Raw genomic sequence first — 16,765 nt, 5'->3', positions numbered from 1 at the left:
GATCTGAGGGAATATCATCATGGCAGACCTGAACGCGCTGGTTGACCAGCTGAGCGAACTGACCGTCCTCGAGGCCGCCGAGCTCTCGAAGCTGCTCGAAGAGAAGTGGGGCGTCTCCGCCGCCGCGGCGGTTGCGGCTCCCGCGGCCGGTGGTGGCGGCGCCGCCGCCCCCGCCGCCGAGGAGAAGACCGAGTTCGACGTGATCCTGACCGGCGACGGCGGCAAGAAGATCAACGTCATCAAGGAAGTCCGCGCCATCACCGGCCTGGGCCTGACCGAGGCGAAGGCCCTGGTCGAGGGTGCGCCCAAGGCCGTGAAGGAAGGCGTGAGCAAGGACGAGGCCGAGAAGGTCAAGAAGCAGCTCGAGGAAGCCGGCGCGACCGTCGAGCTGAAGTAAGCCGAAGGGCGGCTCCGCCGCCCTAGGCCGGCCGAACTTCGACGTCATGGGACTTGCTCCCATGACGGCCCGGCCGGGAAGAAAGGGGCGGCACCCACCACGGGTGCCGCCCCTTTCCTATGCCCGCGCGATCCAGCGCACCGCCGCGGCCATCACCGGGTCGCGCCCCGCGGCCACGTCCGCCGCGCGCGTGACCACGCGCTCGTCCGGCAAGACCCCGCCGTCGCGCCGCTCGCCCTTCGGGAAATAGCCGATCAGCGGCACGTCGAACTCGATCCCGCTCGCGGGCAGCCGCACGAAGAAGAAGCCGCCGCCGATCGTGCCACGCAGATTGCCGCCGGTTTCCTCGCCGAACAGCCGTACCACGCCGCTGCGCTTGGCGAGGTTCGCGAACTGGAACGTGGCCGAGCTGTTGACCGGCCCCACCAGCGCCGCCACCGGGCGCACGATCCGCGGCGCCACCGGATCGATCCAGTCCACCCCCTCCACCGGCGCGCGGCGGTAGAAGCCGTTGCCCAGGTCCACCGCATCCTCGCCGATCCGGCGGAAGCCGTCGTCCCAGGTATCGAGATACGGGTCGAGATCCGCGGGCGTCCGGCGAAACCGCACCCGGCGTTCGCCGCTGTCGCGAGCCAGCCGCCGCGCGATCAGCCGCGCCAGGATCGGCGCGCCGCAATCGTTGCCGCCCTCGTTGCCGCGCAGGTCGACGACCAGCCCCTTCAGCGCGGGCAACGTGTCGAGCCGCTCGGCCAGCCACGGCTCCCACGCCCAGTTGCTGTCGTAGAGCACCCAGCTGGGCATATCGAGCACCGCCACGCCGTCGGGCCGTACCGTCCAGGACCAGATCGGGCCGTCCGTCCGCTCGCCGGCGACCATCTGCGCGCGTCGCGCGGCCAGCGTGATCGGCGGCAGCACGACCGTCACCGCGCGACCGTCCGGCCGCACCACCTCCACGCGGTGCGCGCCGCCCGGTGGCGCGCCGTAGATCAGACCGTGGAAGACGTCGAACGTCTCGATCCCCTCCGTCCCGCGCACCTCCAGCAGCGACACGCGCTTGCCCTCGTTGTGGCCGTCCGTGCGTGTGAATGGGATCAGCCGCGCCAGCATCGCGGGGGCGGGAACCCCGTTCAGCCGCCGCACGATCGTGCCGGGCGGCAGGCCCGGACCGCCGTGCGCGGTGACCACCATCTCCCCGTCGAGCCAACGGAAATGAAACGGCAGCCGCGTGCCGCGATCGAACAGCTCCGCCGCGACGGCCTTCGTCTGGTTGAAGAAATTTGCGTAGGTGTGCCCGTCGCGGATGGTGGCGAGGAAGCGGGAGAGCAGGAGGTAGCGCGCGCCGCGATCGGGCGCCGCCGCGAAGTCGCGCCGCAGCCCGTCGAGCCGCGCCGACAGCGCGGCGGGCGTATTGTAGCGAAACGTGCCGGGATGCAGCGCCAGGGCACGGCGGACGATGTCGATGTCGCCGGTCAGCGCGGCCGTCGGATTGGCGAACGCGCGAGGCGCGAGCGGAGCCGCGGCCAGCGCGGCGAGGAGGTGGCGTCTGTTCATGCCCCCCGGCCTGCCCTCAGCCGCGATGCCGGGCGCCTCACTTTGACGGTTCGGCGCCGTTATTCATGATCTGCGACGTGCGGCGGTAGGCGGAGGGCGTCATGCCGTAGCGCGCCTGGAATGCGCGGTTGAAACTGGCCTTGGAACTGAAGCCCGCGTCCAGCGCCATCGTCAGCAGGTCGGCGCGCGCGCCCGCGTCGATCGCCGCTGCCACCGCCTCGCACCGCAGGCCGTTGACGAAGGCGGAGAAGCCGATGCCGAGCCCGTCGTTCAGCGCGCGAGAGAGGTGCGCGGTGTTGGTGCCCAGCCGCCGCGCCAGCACCGGCAGCGACAGGTCCGCGTCGGCTGCCCAGCCCTGCGCCCGGACCGTCGCCGCCCATGCCTCCCCCTGCGCGCGCCAGTCCCGCGCGGGCGCGGCGGGAGCGGGCACCGGCTCCAGCGCGTCGATCGGCGGGAAGCGCAGGGCTGCGTGGCGCCACCCCTCGACGGCCAGGTAGAGCGCGAAGGCCGCGATCGCGAGGTGCAGCCCCATCAGCGCGACATAGCCGAGCGGCGCCAGCGCGTTCCACACCGCGTAGATCGCGAACACGGGCAGCAGCGCCAGCGTCGCCCCTACCGCCCGGCTCAGCCAGCGCGCGGCGTAGCGCTGGTCGTCGCTCCGCTGCGCCGCCAGCAGCGTCCGGTAGCGCGTGAGGAGGCGCAGGCCGAGCAGGCCATAGCCCGCCAGCCCCGCGGCGGTGCCGAGCCAGGCGACGTCGGTGGCGCCGTCCAGCACCCGGTCCGCCCACGCCTGCTTCGCCGGCATCGGCAGCAGGAAGCCGGCGGTCATGAAGACGGCGTATGTGCCCGGCACCACCGCGTGCCGCCACGCCCGTGCCGGGCATCGGCCGGAGACGAGCGCATGGACGTAGCACCACAGCAGCGGCGCCACCGCCAGCGGGTGCGCCAGCGGCGCGAACGTCAGCCAGCGCCACCGATCGTAGAAGCCGGCGAACCCGATCAGCCAGGGGGTGAGCACGCCTGCCAGCACGAGCAGCAGTACCGCGAGCGTGCGGTTGGCCCGCCGATTCGCCAGCACACGCGGCAGCGCGGCCGCGATCGCGAGGAGTTGCGCGATCACGACCGTGAGAATCGCCGTGCGCCAGCCGAAAACGAGGCCATCGAGCATGCGCGCACCGTAGAACGGCACGATCGCCGCGCGAAGCGGTCGCACAGACTTGCCATGACCGGCCCCGTCCGCCTACCGCAAGGGGGATGTCCGATCATACGCAGCCCTCCGATCCATTGCAGCAGCGTGACGTGGACCCCACGGGACTGGCCAAGGGTCGCCCGGCGGAAGGCACCACCGACGTCGGCGCGCGCGAGCCGCTGGGCCGGTCGGGGATGCATCACTGGCGCGAGAGCACGATCACCGATCCCGATCTGCAGGACCGCGGCGGGGTCTTCTTCGCCGCGATCGAGATGACGCGGATGCCGATGATCCTGACCGATCCCAACAGGGACGACAATCCGATCGTCTTCGCCAACAAGGCGTTCCTCGACCTGACCGGGTACGAGGAGGAGGAGGTCCTCGGCCGCAACTGCCGGTTCCTGCAGGGTGCGATGACCGATCGCGGCTCGGTCGACGAGCTGCGCGCCGCGATCGAGAGCAAGTCCTCGATCGCGCTGGAGCTGCTGAACTATCGCCGCGACGGCTCGCCGTTCTGGAATGCGGTGTTCATCGGACCCGTATACGATACGAAGGGCAAGCTGCTCTATTTCTTCGCCAGCCAGCTGGACGTGACGCGGCGGCGCAACACCGAGCAGTCGTTCCGGCAGGCGCAGAAGATGGAGTCGATCGGCCAGCTGACCGCCGGGCTGGCGCACGACTTCAACAACCTGCTCCAGGTGGTCAACGGCAATCTGGAGCTGGTCGCCGCCACCGCCGATCCGGACCGGCGCCAGCGCTATGTCGCGGCGGCGCAGGCGGCGGCGGAACGGGGCGCGAAGCTGACGGGGCAGCTGCTGGCCTTCGCGCGCAAGACCCGGCTGGAGCCGCGCGCGCTGGACCTGACCCGGTTGGTGTCGGAATTCACCGAATTGCTGGAGAGCGCGGTGAACGGTCAGGTCGACCTCCACCTCAGCCTGCGCCGCAGCCTTCCCGCAGTGGTGGTCGATCCCGACCAGCTGGAGATGGCGCTGCTGAACATCGTCACCAACGCGCGCGACGCGATGCCGCGGGGCGGCCTCGTCACCATCGCGACGCTTCCCGTCAAACGCGTGGAAGAGGACGGGACGCTGCCCGCCGGCGATTATATCGCGCTGGAAGTGCGCGACGAGGGCGAGGGCATGCGGCCCGAGGTGATGGAGCGCGCGACCGAGCCGTTCTTCACCACCAAGGGCGTTGGCAAGGGCACGGGGCTGGGCCTGGCGATGGCGAGCGGCTTCGCGCGCCAGTCGGGCGGCCAGCTGGAGATCGAGAGCGTTCCCGACGAGGGCACCGTCGTGCGGATGCTGTTCCCCGTCATGCAGGGCGCTCGCGAGGACATCGCACCGCCTCCTCCACCGGTGGACGTGGCGTCGACGCCGCCGACCGGCGAAGCGCAGCACATCCTGGTGGTGGAGGACAACGACGAGGTCCTGACGCTGGCGCGCGAGATCCTGGAGAGTGCGGGCTATCGCGTGTCCGTCGCCAACAGCGGCGAGGAGGGCCTGCGCCGCTTCGAGGCGCGGCATGCCGAGCAGCGCGTCGACCTGCTCTTCACCGACCTGGTCATGCCGGGCGGCATGAACGGCCTGATGCTGGCGGACGCGGTGATGGAGCGGGATGCCTCCGTGTCGATCCTGATGACCACGGGGTATAACGAGGAGCTGGTCGTGGGTGGCCCGCGCGCCCGCGCGACCGACGTATTGAGCAAGCCGTACAAGCGCTCCGAGCTGCTCGACCGCGTGCGCCAGGCGCTCAATCGCCGGGGCGAGGGCGCGCCGCGGCGCCAGAAGTCGGATTTCGGCGCCGCGCAGGCCTGAACCGGGCGGGCAGCCGCCCCGTCGTCAGTGCGAGGCCGCGCCCGCCGCGCCGATGCCCGTTTCCGCCCGCACCCGCTGCTCGGCGTAGCGCGCCCGGTCCTGCGCGGCGCGGGGGGAGCGATCCATCAGCGAGACCAACGCGATCGTGAGGAATGCGAGCGGCATGGAGACGATCGCGGGCGAGGAATAGGGGAACGGCGCGCTCGCGTGGCCGAGGATCGCCACCCAAACCGTGGGCGAGACGATCGTCAGCCCCACGCTGGCGACCAGCCCGACGCAACCGCCCGCCACCGCCCCGCGCGTCGTGCACCCGCTCCACAGCAGCGACAGCAGCAGCACCGGGAAGTTGCTCGACGCCGCCACGGCGAAGGCGAGGCTGACCATGAAAGCGACGTTCTGCTTCTCGAAGACGATGCCCAGCAGCACCGCCGCCGCGGCCAGCACCACCACCGTGCGCCGCGACACGCGCAGTTCCGCCGCCGAATCCGCCTGCCCCTTGCGGATGACGGTGGCGTAGAGATCGTGCCCGATCGCCGAGGCGCCCGACAGCGTCAGCCCCGCGACCACGGCCAGGATGGTCGCGAACGCCACCGCGCTGATGAAGCCGAGGAACAGGTCGCCGCCGACTGCGTGCGCCAGGTGGATCGCGGCCATGTTGGTCCCGCCCAGCAGCGCGCCCTGCCCGTCCTGATAGCCCGCGTCCGTCGCCACCAGCACGATCGCGCCGAAGCCGATGACGAAGGTGAGGACGTAGAAATAGCCGATCCACCCCGTCGCCCACAGCACGGAGGTGCGCGCCGCCTTCGCGTCGGGCACGGTGAAGAACCGCATCAGGATGTGCGGCAGCCCCGCGGTGCCGAACATCAGCGCCATGCCGAAGGAGATGGCGCTTACCGGGTCCTTGATGAAGTTCCCGGGCCCCATGATCGACCGCCCCGCCGTGGCGGGATCGCCCGCGCCCGCCGCCGCGGCGAGATCCGTCTTCACCGCCACCGCCCGCGCGAACAGCGCCTCCGCGCTAAAGCCGAACGAGGCCAGCACCATCACCGCCATGAAGGTGGCGCTGCCCAGCAGCAGCACCGCCTTCACGATCTGCACCCACGTCGTCGCGGTCATGCCGCCGAACAGCACGTAGAGCATCATCAGCACGCCGACGATGCCGACGGCATAGCCGTAGGGCAGGCCGAACAGCAGCTTGATGAGCTGCCCCGCGCCGACCATCTGCGCGATCAGGTAGAACAGCACGACCGCCAGCGTGCTCGACGCCGCGAACAGGCGGACCGGCGTCTGCGCGAAGCGGAAGGCGGCGACGTCGGCGAAGGTGAACCGGCCGAGGTTGCGCAGCCGCTCCGCCAGCAGAAACAGGATGATCGGCCAGCCGACGAGGAAGCCGATCGAGTAGATCAGCCCGTCGTAGCCGTCGGTGAAGATCTGCGCCGAGATGCCGAGGAACGACGCCGCCGACATATAGTCGCCCGCAATGGCGAGGCCGTTCTGAAAGCCGGTGATGCCGCCGCCCGCGGTGTAGAAGTCCGCCGCGGTCCGCGTCCGCCGCGCCGCCCAGCGGGTGATGCCCAGCGTCAGCGCGGCGAACAGCGCGAACATCGCGATCGCGGTCCAGTTCGTCGGCTGCTGCACCGCCGGCCCCGCCAGCGCGTCGGCACCGGCCGGTAGCGGTGTCAGCAGCGTGGCGGAAAGGAGGGCGCGCCTCATGCCGCGTGGTCGCGCAGCAGATCGGCCAGCGCGCGATCGAAGGCGCCGTTGGCGCGGTGGACGTAGACCGCCGTCGAGGCGACCGACAGCAGGATCAGGCCGAGTCCGACGACAATCCCGACCGAGTTTACGCCCGCACCGAGCGGCCGCGCCAGCGCCGGCTTGTCGAACGCGATGGTCAGGATGAAGGCGGCATAGGCCGCGGTCACGATCGCGCTCAGCATCCAGCCGAGCCGCCCGCGCTGCCGCAGCAGCGCGCGATAGCGCGGGTCCGCCATCATGCGCGCGACGTCCGCATCTGTCATGCCGTCCCCTCCCCTGATCCGCGCATCGAAGGCGGTGGCACCGCGCGTGTCAAGCGCCGCACGGGCGCGCCATCACCAATACGCCGACGGGAGGGTCGCCCGCGAGTAATCCCGCCGCTCCTGGCGGCGAATCGGGCGGCGATGGGTCAGAAACCGGCCCTGCGACAGAGGCCCTGAAGCTTCACGACCTGCGGATGGTCGGATCCGTATTGCTGGCGATAGATCGGCAGATACTTCGTGCAGTCCCGCTTCACCGACGCGCGGCTCGACGCGGACCGGGTCTTGCGGGCATTCGCGCGATCGATGTAGCCCTGGTTCTGCCCCATCAGCAGCGTGCCCTGCGCCTGCAACGTCGGGTCCATCTGCCCGTACACCGGCGCCAACGGCAGTCCCGCCAGGATGATCGCCGCCGACAACTTCATCATGCTAGGTCTCCTGCGTTCGCCGACGACGATCGAACGGATGCACACGCAGATCAGATCCGTGGGCGACGATCGACATGCGGAACCAGCGACGGTTCGCGACGACGAGATCATACCGGTCGCCCGTCTCCGCTCCCGTCGACGATGACCGCACTTCCATCATCACGCCGACGTCTTCCACAATGTCAGACGGCTGGCGGATTTTTCCACGGATACGGGTCGCGGACGATCGGCGGATCGTCGCGTCATTCCGTCGCCCGCACCCGCACCAGCATGTGCCCCTCCACCACCTGGCGCCCTTCCTCCGCCGCCAGTTCGGCGACCGTCCCGTCGAAGGGCGCCACCAGGTTCTGCTCCATCTTCATCGCTTCCAGCGTAACGAGCCGCTGTCCCTTGGCGACCTGCTCGCCCGCGGTCACCGCGACGGCGATCACGCGACCCGGCATCGGTGCCAGGATCGCACCGTCACCGGCGGCGGCGCCTGCGCCGCCCGCGGCGCGCCACGGCGCCAGCTCCCACGTCTGCCCGCTCTCGCTGACCAGCAGCGCGTCGACGCCGGCGGGCTCGGCCGCGTCGGCCGGCAGCCGGATCGTCACCGGCTGGCCTGCCAGCAGGAAGCGCGCCTCGCGCCGCGGCGCGGCGTTCAGGCGAAAGCCGGAGAGCGCGCCCGCCCCCGTCAGCGCCGCCGCCGCATCAACCAGCGCCTCCTCGCTCGGGCGTTCCGGCGGCATCAGCGCGTCGCCCTCGCGCGCGATCAATCCGTTATCGACGATACCCGCGACGAAGTCCTCGTGCTCCAGCGCCTGGACCAGAAAGCCCGCGTTGCAGCGCACCGGCCACACCACGCTGTCCTCCAGCGCATCGACCAGGCGCCGCCGCGCGTCCTCTCGCGTGGCGCCGTGCGCGATCAGCTTCGCGATCATCGGATCGTAGAAGGGCGTCACCGCGCTGCCCTGCTCCACCCCGGTGTCGACGCGCACGCCCTCACCCAGCGCGAACGCCTCCAGCGTACCGATCGATGGCAGAAACCCCTTCGCCGGGTCCTCGGCGTAGAGCCGCGCCTCGATCGCGTGGCCCGCGATCTCCAGCTCCTCCTGCCGCCGCGGCAGCGGCTCGCCCTGCGCCACGCGCAGCTGCCACTCGACCAGGTCCTGCCCGGTGATCGCCTCCGTCACCGGATGCTCCACCTGCAGCCGCGTGTTCATCTCCATGAACCAGATGCGGTCGGCGCGCAGGCCCTCGCTGGCGTCGGCGATGAACTCGATCGTCCCCGCACCCACATAGTCCACCGCGCGCGCCGCGCGCACCGCCGCCTCGCACACCGCAGCGCGGGTGGCCGCGTCCATGCCGGGGGCGGGCGCTTCCTCGATCACCTTCTGGTGGCGGCGCTGGAGCGAGCAGTCGCGCTCGAACAGGTGGACGGCGTTGCCGTGGCGGTCGCCGAACACCTGCACCTCGATGTGGCGCGGCGACAGGACGTACTTCTCGATCAGCACGCGGTCGTCGCCGAACGAGGATGCCGCCTCGCGCCGGCAGGATTGCAGCGCCTCGGCGAAGTCCGCGGCGGCATCGACGCGGCGCATCCCCTTGCCGCCGCCGCCCGCCACCGCCTTGATGAGCACGGGATAGCCGATGCGGTCCGCCTCGTCGCGCAACCGCTCGGGCGACTGGTCCTCGCCGAGGTAGCCGGGCGTCACGGGCACGCCCGCGTCGATCATCCGCTGCTTGGCGGCGTCCTTCAGCCCCATGGCGCGGATGCTGGCCGGGTCGGGCCCGACCCAGGTCAGCCCGGCGTCGATCACCGCCTGCGCGAAGTCGGCGTTCTCGCTGAGGAAGCCGTAGCCGGGATGGATCGCGTCCGCGCCCGTGTCGCGTGCCGCGGCCAGGATGCGCTCGCCGACGAGGTAGCTGTCGCGCGCCGGGGCGGGGCCGATCGCGACCGCCATGTCGGCGGCGCGCACGTGCATGGCGCCCGCGTCGGCGTCGGAATGCACGGCGACGGTGCGGATGCCCATCGCGCGCGCGGTGCGGACGATGCGGCAGGCGATCTCGCCGCGATTGGCGATGAGGAGCGTTCGGATCATGGCTGCGCGCATCCCTGGGTGCGGTGCGAGTAGGTGAGGTTGAGGATCTTCCAGCCCGTCGCGGTGCGGACGGCGTCGACGTGGTCGTAGCCGCAGTGCGAGAGCGTGCCGTCCACGGTGACGGTGTAGGGCGTCCAGATCATCGCGACCTCGCCGTCGATCTCCACCGCGGGCCGCCCGATCCGCTCGACGATTCGGGCGCCGTCCGGCTTCAGCTGCGCCGCGAACTCGGCCCAGCGCAGGGAGCGGCGCTGCGGCTGGCCGTCGGCACCGGTGCGCACCGCGGTGACGATCCCGTCCGGCAGGGTCTGCGCCAGGATGGCGGCGCCGTCGCTGCGTTCCAGCGCGGCGAGAAGCGCGACGAGCGGCGCCGTCACCGCCGCCTCCTCGCTACCGGGCGGCGGCAGCGCGGTGCCCTTCACGATCGGGGCGACGGGGGTGGTCTGCAGGAGGAGCGAGAGGAGGATCATCGAAGGTCCTTCATACCTCCCCGGCACGGGGAGGGGGACCAGCCGCAGGCTGGTGGAGGGGGCGGCCGCAGGCCGCGACGATATGGCGGACCACCGCGTCGGGATCGGCGAGCACCTCGCGGGCGGGGATGCGCAACGTGCGAATGCCGCGCGCAAGGAGGTCCGCATCGCGTAAAGCGTCTCGTCTCGGATGATCGCCGCATCCATGCACCTCTCCGTCCACCTCGATGGCGAGACGCGCGCTCAGGCACGCGAAGTCGAGGCAATAGGGGCCGATCGGATGCTGTCGCCGGAACTTCAGCCCGGCCGGACGGGTACGCAGCGCACGCCAGAGAATGACCTCGGGCAGGTTTCCGGAGCGCCGCTCCCGACGCGCCTGTTCGATGGTGCGGCGCTCCGTGGCGAAGACCCCTCCACCAGCCTGCGGCTGGTCCCCCTCCCCGTACCGGGGAGGTATGTCCACCCCCCACCTCACATCCGGAACACGCCGAAGCGCGGCGTCTCCTCCACCGGAGCGTTCAGCGCGGCTTCCAGTGCCAGCGCCAGCAACTCGCGGGTCTGCGCGGGGTCGATCACGCCATCGTCCCACAGCCGCGCGGTGGCGTAATAGGGGTTGCCCTCGTCCTCGTACTTCTGTCGCACCGGGGCCTTGAACGCCTCCGCCTCCGCCGGCGTCCACGTTTCCGCATCGCGGTGGACGGTGGCCAGCACGCTCGCCGCCTGCTCGCCGCCCATCACGCTGATGCGGCTGTTGGGCCAGGTGAACAGGAAGCGCGGCGCATAGGCACGGCCGCACATGCCGTAATTGCCCGCGCCGAAGCTGCCGCCGATCAGCAGCGTGATCTTCGGCACGCTCGCGGTCGCCACCGCGGTGACCAGCTTGGCGCCGTGCTTGGCGATCCCCTCCGCCTCGTACTTGCCGCCGACCATGAAGCCGGAGATGTTCTGCAGGAACAGCAGCGGCACGCGGCGCTGGCAGGCGAGCTCGATGAAATGCGCGCCCTTCACCGCGCTCTCGCTGAACAAGACGCCGTTGTTGGCGAGAATCGCGACCGGCATGCCGTGCAGGTGCGCGAAGCCGCAGACCAGCGAAGCACCGTAGAGCGGCTTGAACTCGTGGAACTCGGACCCGTCGACCAGCCGCGCGATCACCTCGTGCACGTCATAGGGCGCGCGCACGTCCTGCGGCACGATGCCGTAGAGGTCGTCGGCCGGATAGGCCGGCGCGCGCACCGGCGCCAGATTGACGTCGGGCACGCGCGGGGGCGGCAGCGTGGAGACGATGTCGCGCACGATCGTCAGCGCGTGCTCGTCGTTCTCGGCCCGGTGATCGACCACGCCGGACTTGCGCGCGTGCAGGTCGCCGCCGCCCAGTTCCTCGGCGGAGATCACCTCGCCCGTCGCCGCCTTCACCAGCGGCGGGCCGGCGAGGAAGATCGTGCCCTGCGCGGCGACGATCACCGTCTCGTCCGACATGGCGGGGACATAGGCGCCGCCCGCGGTGCAGCTGCCCATCACGCAGGCGATCTGCGGGATCTGCCGAGCGGACATCTGCGCCTGGTTGAAGAAGATGCGGCCGAAATGCTCACGATCGGGAAACACCTCCGCCTGATGCGGCAGGTTGGCGCCGCCCGAATCGACCAGGTAGATGCAGGGCAGCCGGTTCTCGAGCGCGATCTCCTGCGCGCGCAGATGCTTCTTAACCGTCAGCGGGTAGTAGGTGCCGCCCTTCACCGTCGCATCGTTGCAGACGATCATCACCTGCCGCCCGGCGACCCGCCCCACTCCGGCGATCATGCCCGCGCCGGGCACCTGATCGTCGTAGAGCCCGCCGGCGGCGAGCTGCCCGATCTCGAGGAAGGGGCTGCCCGCGTCGAGCAGGCGTTCGACGCGGTCGCGCGGCAGCAGCTTGCCGCGGGCCGTGTGCCGATCGCGCGCGCGCTGGTCGCCGCCCAGCGCGGCCTGCGCCACGCGGTCGCGCAGTTCCGCGGACAGCGCGCGGTTGTGCGCTTCATTGGCAGCGAACGCCGCGTCGTCGCGCGACAGCCTGGTATCGAGCATTGGCGCGCTCATCTTGCGGCGGCTCCTTTCGCGGCGCAGGACGCGGCCATGCCGACGATCCTGCTGCTCACCCTCTCCAACGTCTTCATGACGATCGCGTGGTACTGGCACCTGAAGGGCGGGATGTCCAAGCCGCTGCCGCTGGTGATTGGCATCAGCTGGAGCATCGCCCTGTTCGAATATTGCCTCGCCGTGCCCGCCAATCGCATCGGATATGCACACGGCTGGAGCGCGGGGCAGCTGAAGGTGACGCAGGAGGTCATCGCACTGCTCGTCTTCGGCGCGTTCGCGGTGGCGGTACTGGGCGAGCCGCTGACGTGGCGCCACGCCGGCGCGTTCGCTTGCCTGGTCGGCGCAGTGGCATTCCTGTTCGTGGGCAGATGATCGGTCCCCCTCCCCAAGCGAAGCTCGGGGAGGATCAAGAGGCCGCGCCGATCAGCTCGCGGCCGATCAGCATCCGCCGCACCTCGTTGGTGCCCGCGCCGATATCGAGCAGCTTGGCGTCGCGCAGGTAGCGTTCGACCGGCCAGTCCTTCGTGTAGCCCGCGCCGCCGAGCGCCTGGACTGCCTCCCCGGCCACGCGGAAGGCGTTCTCGCTCGCCAGCAGGATCGCGCCCGCCGCATCGAAGCGCGTCGTCTTGCCCGCGTCGCACGCCTGCGCCACCGCGTAGACGTAGGCGCGGGCGGAATTGAGTGCGACGTACATGTCCGCCACCTTCGCCTGCATCAGCTGGAACGCGCCGATCGCGGTGCCGAACTGCCGCCGTTCGCGCACGTAGGGCAGCACGGTGTCGAGACACGCCTGCATGATGCCCAGCTGGATGCCGGCCAGCACCGTGCGCTCGTAATCCAGCCCGCTCATCAGCACGCCGACGCCGCCGTTCACCGGCCCCATCACGTTCGCTTCCGGCACCTCGCAGTCGGCGAAGACCAGCTCGGCGGTGGGCGAGCCGCGCATCCCCATCTTGTCGATCTTCTGCCCGATCGAGAAGCCGGGCATGTCCTTCTCGATCAGGAAGGTCGTGATGCCGCGGCTGCCCTCTCCCGTCTTCGCGTAGACGACGAGCACGTCGGCATAGGGTGCGTTGGTGATCCAGAACTTCGTGCCGTTCAGCAGATAGCCCGCCTCGGTCCGCTCCGCACGCAGCTTCATCGAGACGACGTCGGACCCGGCCCCCGCCTCCGACATGGCGAGGCTGCCGACGTGCTCGCCGGAGATCAGCCGGGGCAGATACTTCGCCTTCTGCTCAGCGCTCGCCCAGCGGCGGATCTGGTTGACGCACAGGTTGGAATGCGCGCCGTAGCTGAGGCCGATCGAGGCGGAGGCGCGGGCGACCTCCTCCTGCGCGATCACGTGCTCGAGATAGCCCAGGCCCAAGCCGCCGTCCGCCTCGTCCACGGTGATGCCGTGGAGGCCCAGCTCGCCCATCGCCGGCCACAGCTCGTCGCGCGGGAACCAATCCTCCGCGTCGATCCGCGCGGCCAGCGGCGCGATCTTCTCGCGCGCGAAGCGCTCGGTGGTGTCGCGGATCGCCTCCGCCGCCTCGCCCAGCGCGAATTCCAGCCTGCCGTCCATCGCCGCCTCTCCTTCGGCGACGGCCATAGCAGCCCCGCGGCCCGCGCGAAAATTGAAGCGGCGGCATCGCTGTCATAGATGGCATCTATGATCGACCGCTACCTGCTGCGCTACTTCCTCGCCGTCGTGGACGAGGGCGGGTTCTCGCGCGCCGCGGCGCGATGCCGGGTGACGCAGCCGACCTTGTCCGTGGGCATCGCCAAGCTGGAGCGGCTGCTGGAGGCGCGGCTGTTCGACCGGAGCGGGCGGCGCGTCGCGCTGACCCCGGCCGGCAGCCGCTTCGCGCAGCACGCACGGCGAATCGAGGCGGAGTTCGCCGCGGCGGAGCGCGAGATGCGCGACGATCCCGCGCCGGGGCGGACCGTGCGCATCGGACTGCTCGCCACGCTGCCGCCCGCCGCGGTGGAGCGCGCTGTCGCCGCCGCGCTTTCCGCCGCCGCGCTCACCGGCGAGCGGCTGGAGATCGTGGAGGCGCGCGCGCGCGAGCTGCCCGTGCTGCTCGATCGCGGGCGGGTGGACGCGACGATCGGCCCGGTGGCGCCCGGCGCGGCGCACGCCTTCTACGCGGAGGAGTTCCGCGTCGCCGTTTCCGCCGCCCACCCGCTCGCCGCGCGCGACCGGGTGTCGCCCGCCGACCTCGCCGCGGAGACGATGCTGGTGCGCCGTCACTGCGAGCAGCTGGCGGAGACCAGCCGCTTCTTCACCGGCCACGGCATCCGCCCGCGCATGGCGGCACGGACGTGGAGCGACGCGATGGCGCTCGCCTACGTGCGCGCCGGACTGGCGATCACCGTCATCCCGGCGGGCTTCGCGGGGCCGGGCCTCGCGCTGCTGCCGCTCGCCGGCTTTCCCGTCCGGCGCACGATCGGCGCGACGGGTCGCGCCGATGCACTGGCGCCGGGGGGCGTCGCGATGACGCTGGGAGAGGCGTTGGCGCCTGTCTGACGCCGTCGTGCCGGTGACGGGGAAGCGGGCGGCTTGATGAAGGATCCGGTTCAGATCGCCCGCGCGATGCGATATCGCCTCCACGCATGACGCTGCCGCTGCCCGCCACCGACGATCAGGCCGCCGCCGAGCTGGCGAAGCTCGCCGCCGAGATCGCGTACCACAACCGCGCCTACCACACCGACGACGCGCCGGAGATCAGCGACGCCGATTACGACGCGCTGGTTCGCCGCAACGGGGCGATCGAGGCGAAATTCCCGCACCTCGTCCGCGCCGATTCGCCCGGCCGCCAGGTCGGCGCCGCGCCTGCCGCGCACCTGGCCAAGGTGGCGCACGCGCGGCCGATGATGAGCCTGGACAACGCCTTCAGCGACGAGGAGGTGGCCGAGTTCGTCGCGCGCGTGCGCCGCTTCCTGAAGCTGCCGGCCGACGAGCCGGTGGCGCTGACCGCCGAGCCGAAGATCGACGGCCTCTCCTGCTCGCTGCGTTACGAGGACCGGCGCCTCGTCCGGGCGCTGACCCGCGGCGACGGTGCGGTAGGCGAGGACGTGACCGCCAATGTCCGAACGATTGACGACATTCCCGCCACCCTCCCCGCCGACGCGCCCGAATTGTTCGAGGTGCGCGGCGAGGTGTACATGGCGAAGGCGGCGTTCGCGGCGCTGAACGCCCGCCTGCTCGCCGAGGCCGAGGGGACGGGCAAGGAGGCGCGCCAGTTCGCCAACCCGCGCAACGCCGCCGCCGGATCGCTGCGGCAGAAGGATGCCGCCGTCACCGCCGGTCGCCCCTTGCGCTTCCTCGCGCACGGCTGGGGCGAAACAAGCGCGCTGCCCGCCGATACCCAGGCAGGCGTGGTCGACGCGCTGCGCGGCTGGGGCTTTCCGATCGCCGATGCCTTCGCGCGCTGCGAGGGTGCGGAGGCGGCGCTGGCGGTCTATCGCGAGATCGAGCGGCAGCGCGCCGACCTGCCCTTCGACATCGATGGCGTGGTCTACAAGGTCGACCGGCTCGACTGGCAGGCGCGGCTCGGCAGCGTGGGCCGCGCGCCGCGCTGGGCGATCGCGCACAAATTTCCGGCCGAGCGCGCGGAAACCACGCTGGAGACGATCGACATCCAGGTCGGCCGCACTGGCAAGCTGACCCCGGTCGCTCGGCTGACTCCGGTGACGGTCGGCGGCGTCGTCGTGACGAACGCGACGCTCCACAACCGGGACGAGATCGCGCGGCTGGACGCGCGCGAGGGCGACCGCGTCCGCCTGCAGCGCGCCGGCGACGTCATCCCCCAGATCGTCGAAGTGCTGCCGCGCGACGCCGATCGCCCGGTCTTCGCGTTTCCCGACCATTGTCCAATCTGCGGCAGCGAGGCGGTGGCGGAGGAGGGCGAGGTCGACGTGCGCTGCACCGGCGGCCTGATCTGCCCGGCGCAGCGGCTGGAGCGGCTGAAGCATTTCGTCAGCCGCGGCGCGCTCGACATCGACGGCCTGGGCGAGAAGACGCTGACCGAGTTCCTCGACCTCGGATGGATCGCCGAGCCCGCCGACATCTTCCGCCTGTCGGCGCATCGCGACGATCTGGTCGGGCGCGAGGGGTGGCAGGCCAAGTCGGTGGACGCGCTGCTCGCCGCGGTCGAGGCGCGGCGCGAGCCCGACGCGGCGCGGCTGTTGTTCGGCCTGGGCATCCGCCACGTCGGCATCGTGACCGCGCGCGACCTGCTGCGGCACTATGTCACCCTTCCCGCGCTCGCGACGCTCGCCGACCGGATCATCGCGCTGCGCGACGAGACGCCCGCGGTGCTGGGCGAGAGCGAGGCGCGGCATCGCACCCGCCTCGACAAGGCCATCGCGGAGACGATCGCGGTGGAGAACGTCGGCGCGGCGGTGGGGCACGCGCTGGCCGACTTCTTCCACGAGGCGCACAACCGCGCGGTGTTCGACGATCTGCTCGCCCTCGTCTCGCCCCCGCCGTTCGTCGTCGCCACCCAGGCCTCGGAGGTATCGGGCAAGACGGTCGTCTTCACCGGCACGCTGGAGACGCTGAGCCGCGACGAGGCGAAGGCGCAGGCGGAGGCGCTGGGCGCGCGCGTCGCGGGATCGGTGTCGGCGAAGACTGACCTGGTCGTCGCCGGGCCGGGCGCGGGATCGAAGGCGAAGAAGGCCGCCGACCTCGGCATCCGCGTGGTGGACGAGGCCGGGTGGCAGGCGATCGTCGCCGCGGCGGGGGCCTGAAGGTGCGTCT

At 71.3% G+C, this 16,765-nt stretch carries 15 protein-coding genes; 5 read left to right on the top strand and 10 right to left on the bottom strand.

Features of this window, described 5'->3' with window-relative positions; genetic code table 11:
• The first annotated feature begins 19 nt into the window (after positions 1 to 19).
• Positions 20 to 397, top strand: coding sequence for a 50S ribosomal protein L7/L12 (gene rplL, locus HBH26_RS14635; protein ID WP_168135382.1), 378 nt, complete (start codon positions 20 to 22; stop codon positions 395 to 397).
• A gap of 117 nt (positions 398 to 514) precedes the next feature.
• Here the strand turns inward: rplL and HBH26_RS14630 are convergent, their stop codons facing one another.
• Positions 515 to 1,948 carry a S41 family peptidase gene (locus HBH26_RS14630; RefSeq protein ID WP_168135381.1) on the bottom strand — a complete coding sequence of 478 codons (1,434 nt, stop codon included), beginning with the start codon at positions 1,946 to 1,948 and terminating at the stop codon, positions 515 to 517.
• Between the two features lie 37 nt (positions 1,949 to 1,985).
• A complete protein-coding gene (locus HBH26_RS14625; protein WP_338057402.1) occupies positions 1,986 to 3,161 on the bottom strand; it encodes an AraC family transcriptional regulator in 1,176 nt (391 codons plus the stop codon).
• Positions 3,162 to 3,202: 41 nt separating this feature from the next.
• Between HBH26_RS14625 and HBH26_RS14620 the strand changes: the two genes are divergently transcribed.
• Positions 3,203 to 4,954, top strand: a complete 1,752-nt coding sequence (locus tag HBH26_RS14620) for a histidine kinase famiy protein (protein WP_168135380.1) — start codon at positions 3,203 to 3,205, stop codon at positions 4,952 to 4,954.
• A 24-nt stretch (positions 4,955 to 4,978) separates the two neighbouring features.
• Here HBH26_RS14620 and HBH26_RS14615 read toward each other — a convergent pair whose 3' ends face one another.
• From HBH26_RS14615 to HBH26_RS14585, 7 genes are all read right to left on the bottom strand, one after another.
• The gene (locus HBH26_RS14615) at positions 4,979 to 6,667 is read right to left on the bottom strand and encodes a cation acetate symporter (RefSeq protein ID WP_168135379.1); all 1,689 of its coding nucleotides are present in this window, start codon (positions 6,665 to 6,667) and stop codon (positions 4,979 to 4,981) included.
• On the bottom strand, positions 6,664 to 6,972 hold the full coding sequence (locus HBH26_RS14610) for a DUF485 domain-containing protein (protein WP_168135378.1): 309 nt from the start codon (positions 6,970 to 6,972) through the stop codon (positions 6,664 to 6,666). The genes HBH26_RS14615 and HBH26_RS14610 overlap by 4 nt, the downstream gene beginning before the upstream one ends.
• Positions 6,973 to 7,118: 146 nt before the next feature.
• Positions 7,119 to 7,397, bottom strand: a complete 279-nt coding sequence (locus tag HBH26_RS14605) for a hypothetical protein (protein ID WP_168135377.1) — start codon at positions 7,395 to 7,397, stop codon at positions 7,119 to 7,121.
• Between the two features lie 242 nt (positions 7,398 to 7,639).
• The gene (locus HBH26_RS14600; protein WP_168135376.1) at positions 7,640 to 9,478 is read right to left on the bottom strand and encodes an acetyl/propionyl/methylcrotonyl-CoA carboxylase subunit alpha; all 1,839 of its coding nucleotides are present in this window, start codon (positions 9,476 to 9,478) and stop codon (positions 7,640 to 7,642) included.
• Complete coding sequence (locus tag HBH26_RS14595; RefSeq protein WP_168135375.1) at positions 9,475 to 9,948, bottom strand: hypothetical protein; 474 nt, start codon at positions 9,946 to 9,948, stop codon at positions 9,475 to 9,477. The genes HBH26_RS14600 and HBH26_RS14595 overlap by 4 nt, the downstream gene beginning before the upstream one ends.
• A gap of 10 nt (positions 9,949 to 9,958) precedes the next feature.
• Complete coding sequence (locus HBH26_RS14590; protein WP_338057401.1) at positions 9,959 to 10,411, bottom strand: endonuclease domain-containing protein; 453 nt, start codon at positions 10,409 to 10,411, stop codon at positions 9,959 to 9,961.
• 8 nt (positions 10,412 to 10,419) lie between these two features.
• Positions 10,420 to 12,021, bottom strand: coding sequence for a carboxyl transferase domain-containing protein (locus tag HBH26_RS14585; RefSeq protein WP_168135374.1), 1,602 nt, complete (start codon positions 12,019 to 12,021; stop codon positions 10,420 to 10,422).
• Between the two features lie 36 nt (positions 12,022 to 12,057).
• On the opposite strand from HBH26_RS14585, the gene HBH26_RS14580 reads away from it, so the two are divergent.
• Positions 12,058 to 12,393, top strand: coding sequence for a DMT family protein (locus tag HBH26_RS14580; protein WP_168135373.1), 336 nt, complete (start codon positions 12,058 to 12,060; stop codon positions 12,391 to 12,393).
• A 34-nt stretch (positions 12,394 to 12,427) separates the two neighbouring features.
• On the opposite strand, the gene HBH26_RS14575 is transcribed toward HBH26_RS14580, so the two are convergent.
• Positions 12,428 to 13,585 (bottom strand): acyl-CoA dehydrogenase family protein, encoded by a 1,158-nt coding sequence (locus HBH26_RS14575; protein WP_168135372.1) that lies wholly within the window; start codon positions 13,583 to 13,585, stop codon positions 12,428 to 12,430.
• Between the two features lie 87 nt (positions 13,586 to 13,672).
• Between HBH26_RS14575 and HBH26_RS14570 the strand changes: the two genes are divergently transcribed.
• The gene (locus HBH26_RS14570) at positions 13,673 to 14,530 is read left to right on the top strand and encodes a LysR family transcriptional regulator (RefSeq protein ID WP_168135371.1); all 858 of its coding nucleotides are present in this window, start codon (positions 13,673 to 13,675) and stop codon (positions 14,528 to 14,530) included.
• 86 nt (positions 14,531 to 14,616) lie between these two features.
• On the top strand, positions 14,617 to 16,755 hold the full coding sequence (gene ligA / locus HBH26_RS14565; protein ID WP_168135370.1) for an NAD-dependent DNA ligase LigA: 2,139 nt from the start codon (positions 14,617 to 14,619) through the stop codon (positions 16,753 to 16,755).
• Positions 16,756 to 16,765: the final 10 nt, after the last annotated feature.

The organism is Sphingomonas corticis, assembly GCF_012035195.1.
GTDB lineage: Bacteria > Pseudomonadota > Alphaproteobacteria > Sphingomonadales > Sphingomonadaceae > Sphingomonas > Sphingomonas corticis.
This window is presented reverse-complemented; position numbering and strand designations above follow the sequence as displayed.

What these genes read in the sequence shown, in the direction of transcription:
- HBH26_RS14610 (WP_168135378.1), bottom strand. Translation starts at nt 6,972, where the DNA reads ATGACAGATGCGGACGTCGCGCGCATGATGGCGGACCCGCGCTATCGC.
- HBH26_RS14585 (WP_168135374.1), bottom strand. Translation starts at nt 12,021, where the DNA reads ATGAGCGCGCCAATGCTCGATACCAGGCTGTCGCGCGACGACGCGGCG.
- HBH26_RS14615 (WP_168135379.1), bottom strand. Translation starts at nt 6,667, where the DNA reads ATGAGGCGCGCCCTCCTTTCCGCCACGCTGCTGACACCGCTACCGGCC.
- HBH26_RS14575 (WP_168135372.1), bottom strand. Translation starts at nt 13,585, where the DNA reads ATGGACGGCAGGCTGGAATTCGCGCTGGGCGAGGCGGCGGAGGCGATC.
- HBH26_RS14620 (WP_168135380.1), top strand. Translation starts at nt 3,203, where the DNA reads ATGTCCGATCATACGCAGCCCTCCGATCCATTGCAGCAGCGTGACGTG.
- HBH26_RS14605 (WP_168135377.1), bottom strand. Translation starts at nt 7,397, where the DNA reads ATGATGAAGTTGTCGGCGGCGATCATCCTGGCGGGACTGCCGTTGGCG.
- ligA (WP_168135370.1), top strand. Translation starts at nt 14,617, where the DNA reads ATGACGCTGCCGCTGCCCGCCACCGACGATCAGGCCGCCGCCGAGCTG.
- HBH26_RS14600 (WP_168135376.1), bottom strand. Translation starts at nt 9,478, where the DNA reads ATGATCCGAACGCTCCTCATCGCCAATCGCGGCGAGATCGCCTGCCGC.
- rplL (WP_168135382.1), top strand. Translation starts at nt 20, where the DNA reads ATGGCAGACCTGAACGCGCTGGTTGACCAGCTGAGCGAACTGACCGTC.
- HBH26_RS14630 (WP_168135381.1), bottom strand. Translation starts at nt 1,948, where the DNA reads ATGAACAGACGCCACCTCCTCGCCGCGCTGGCCGCGGCTCCGCTCGCG.
- HBH26_RS14580 (WP_168135373.1), top strand. Translation starts at nt 12,058, where the DNA reads ATGCCGACGATCCTGCTGCTCACCCTCTCCAACGTCTTCATGACGATC.
- HBH26_RS14570 (WP_168135371.1), top strand. Translation starts at nt 13,673, where the DNA reads ATGATCGACCGCTACCTGCTGCGCTACTTCCTCGCCGTCGTGGACGAG.
- HBH26_RS14595 (WP_168135375.1), bottom strand. Translation starts at nt 9,948, where the DNA reads ATGATCCTCCTCTCGCTCCTCCTGCAGACCACCCCCGTCGCCCCGATC.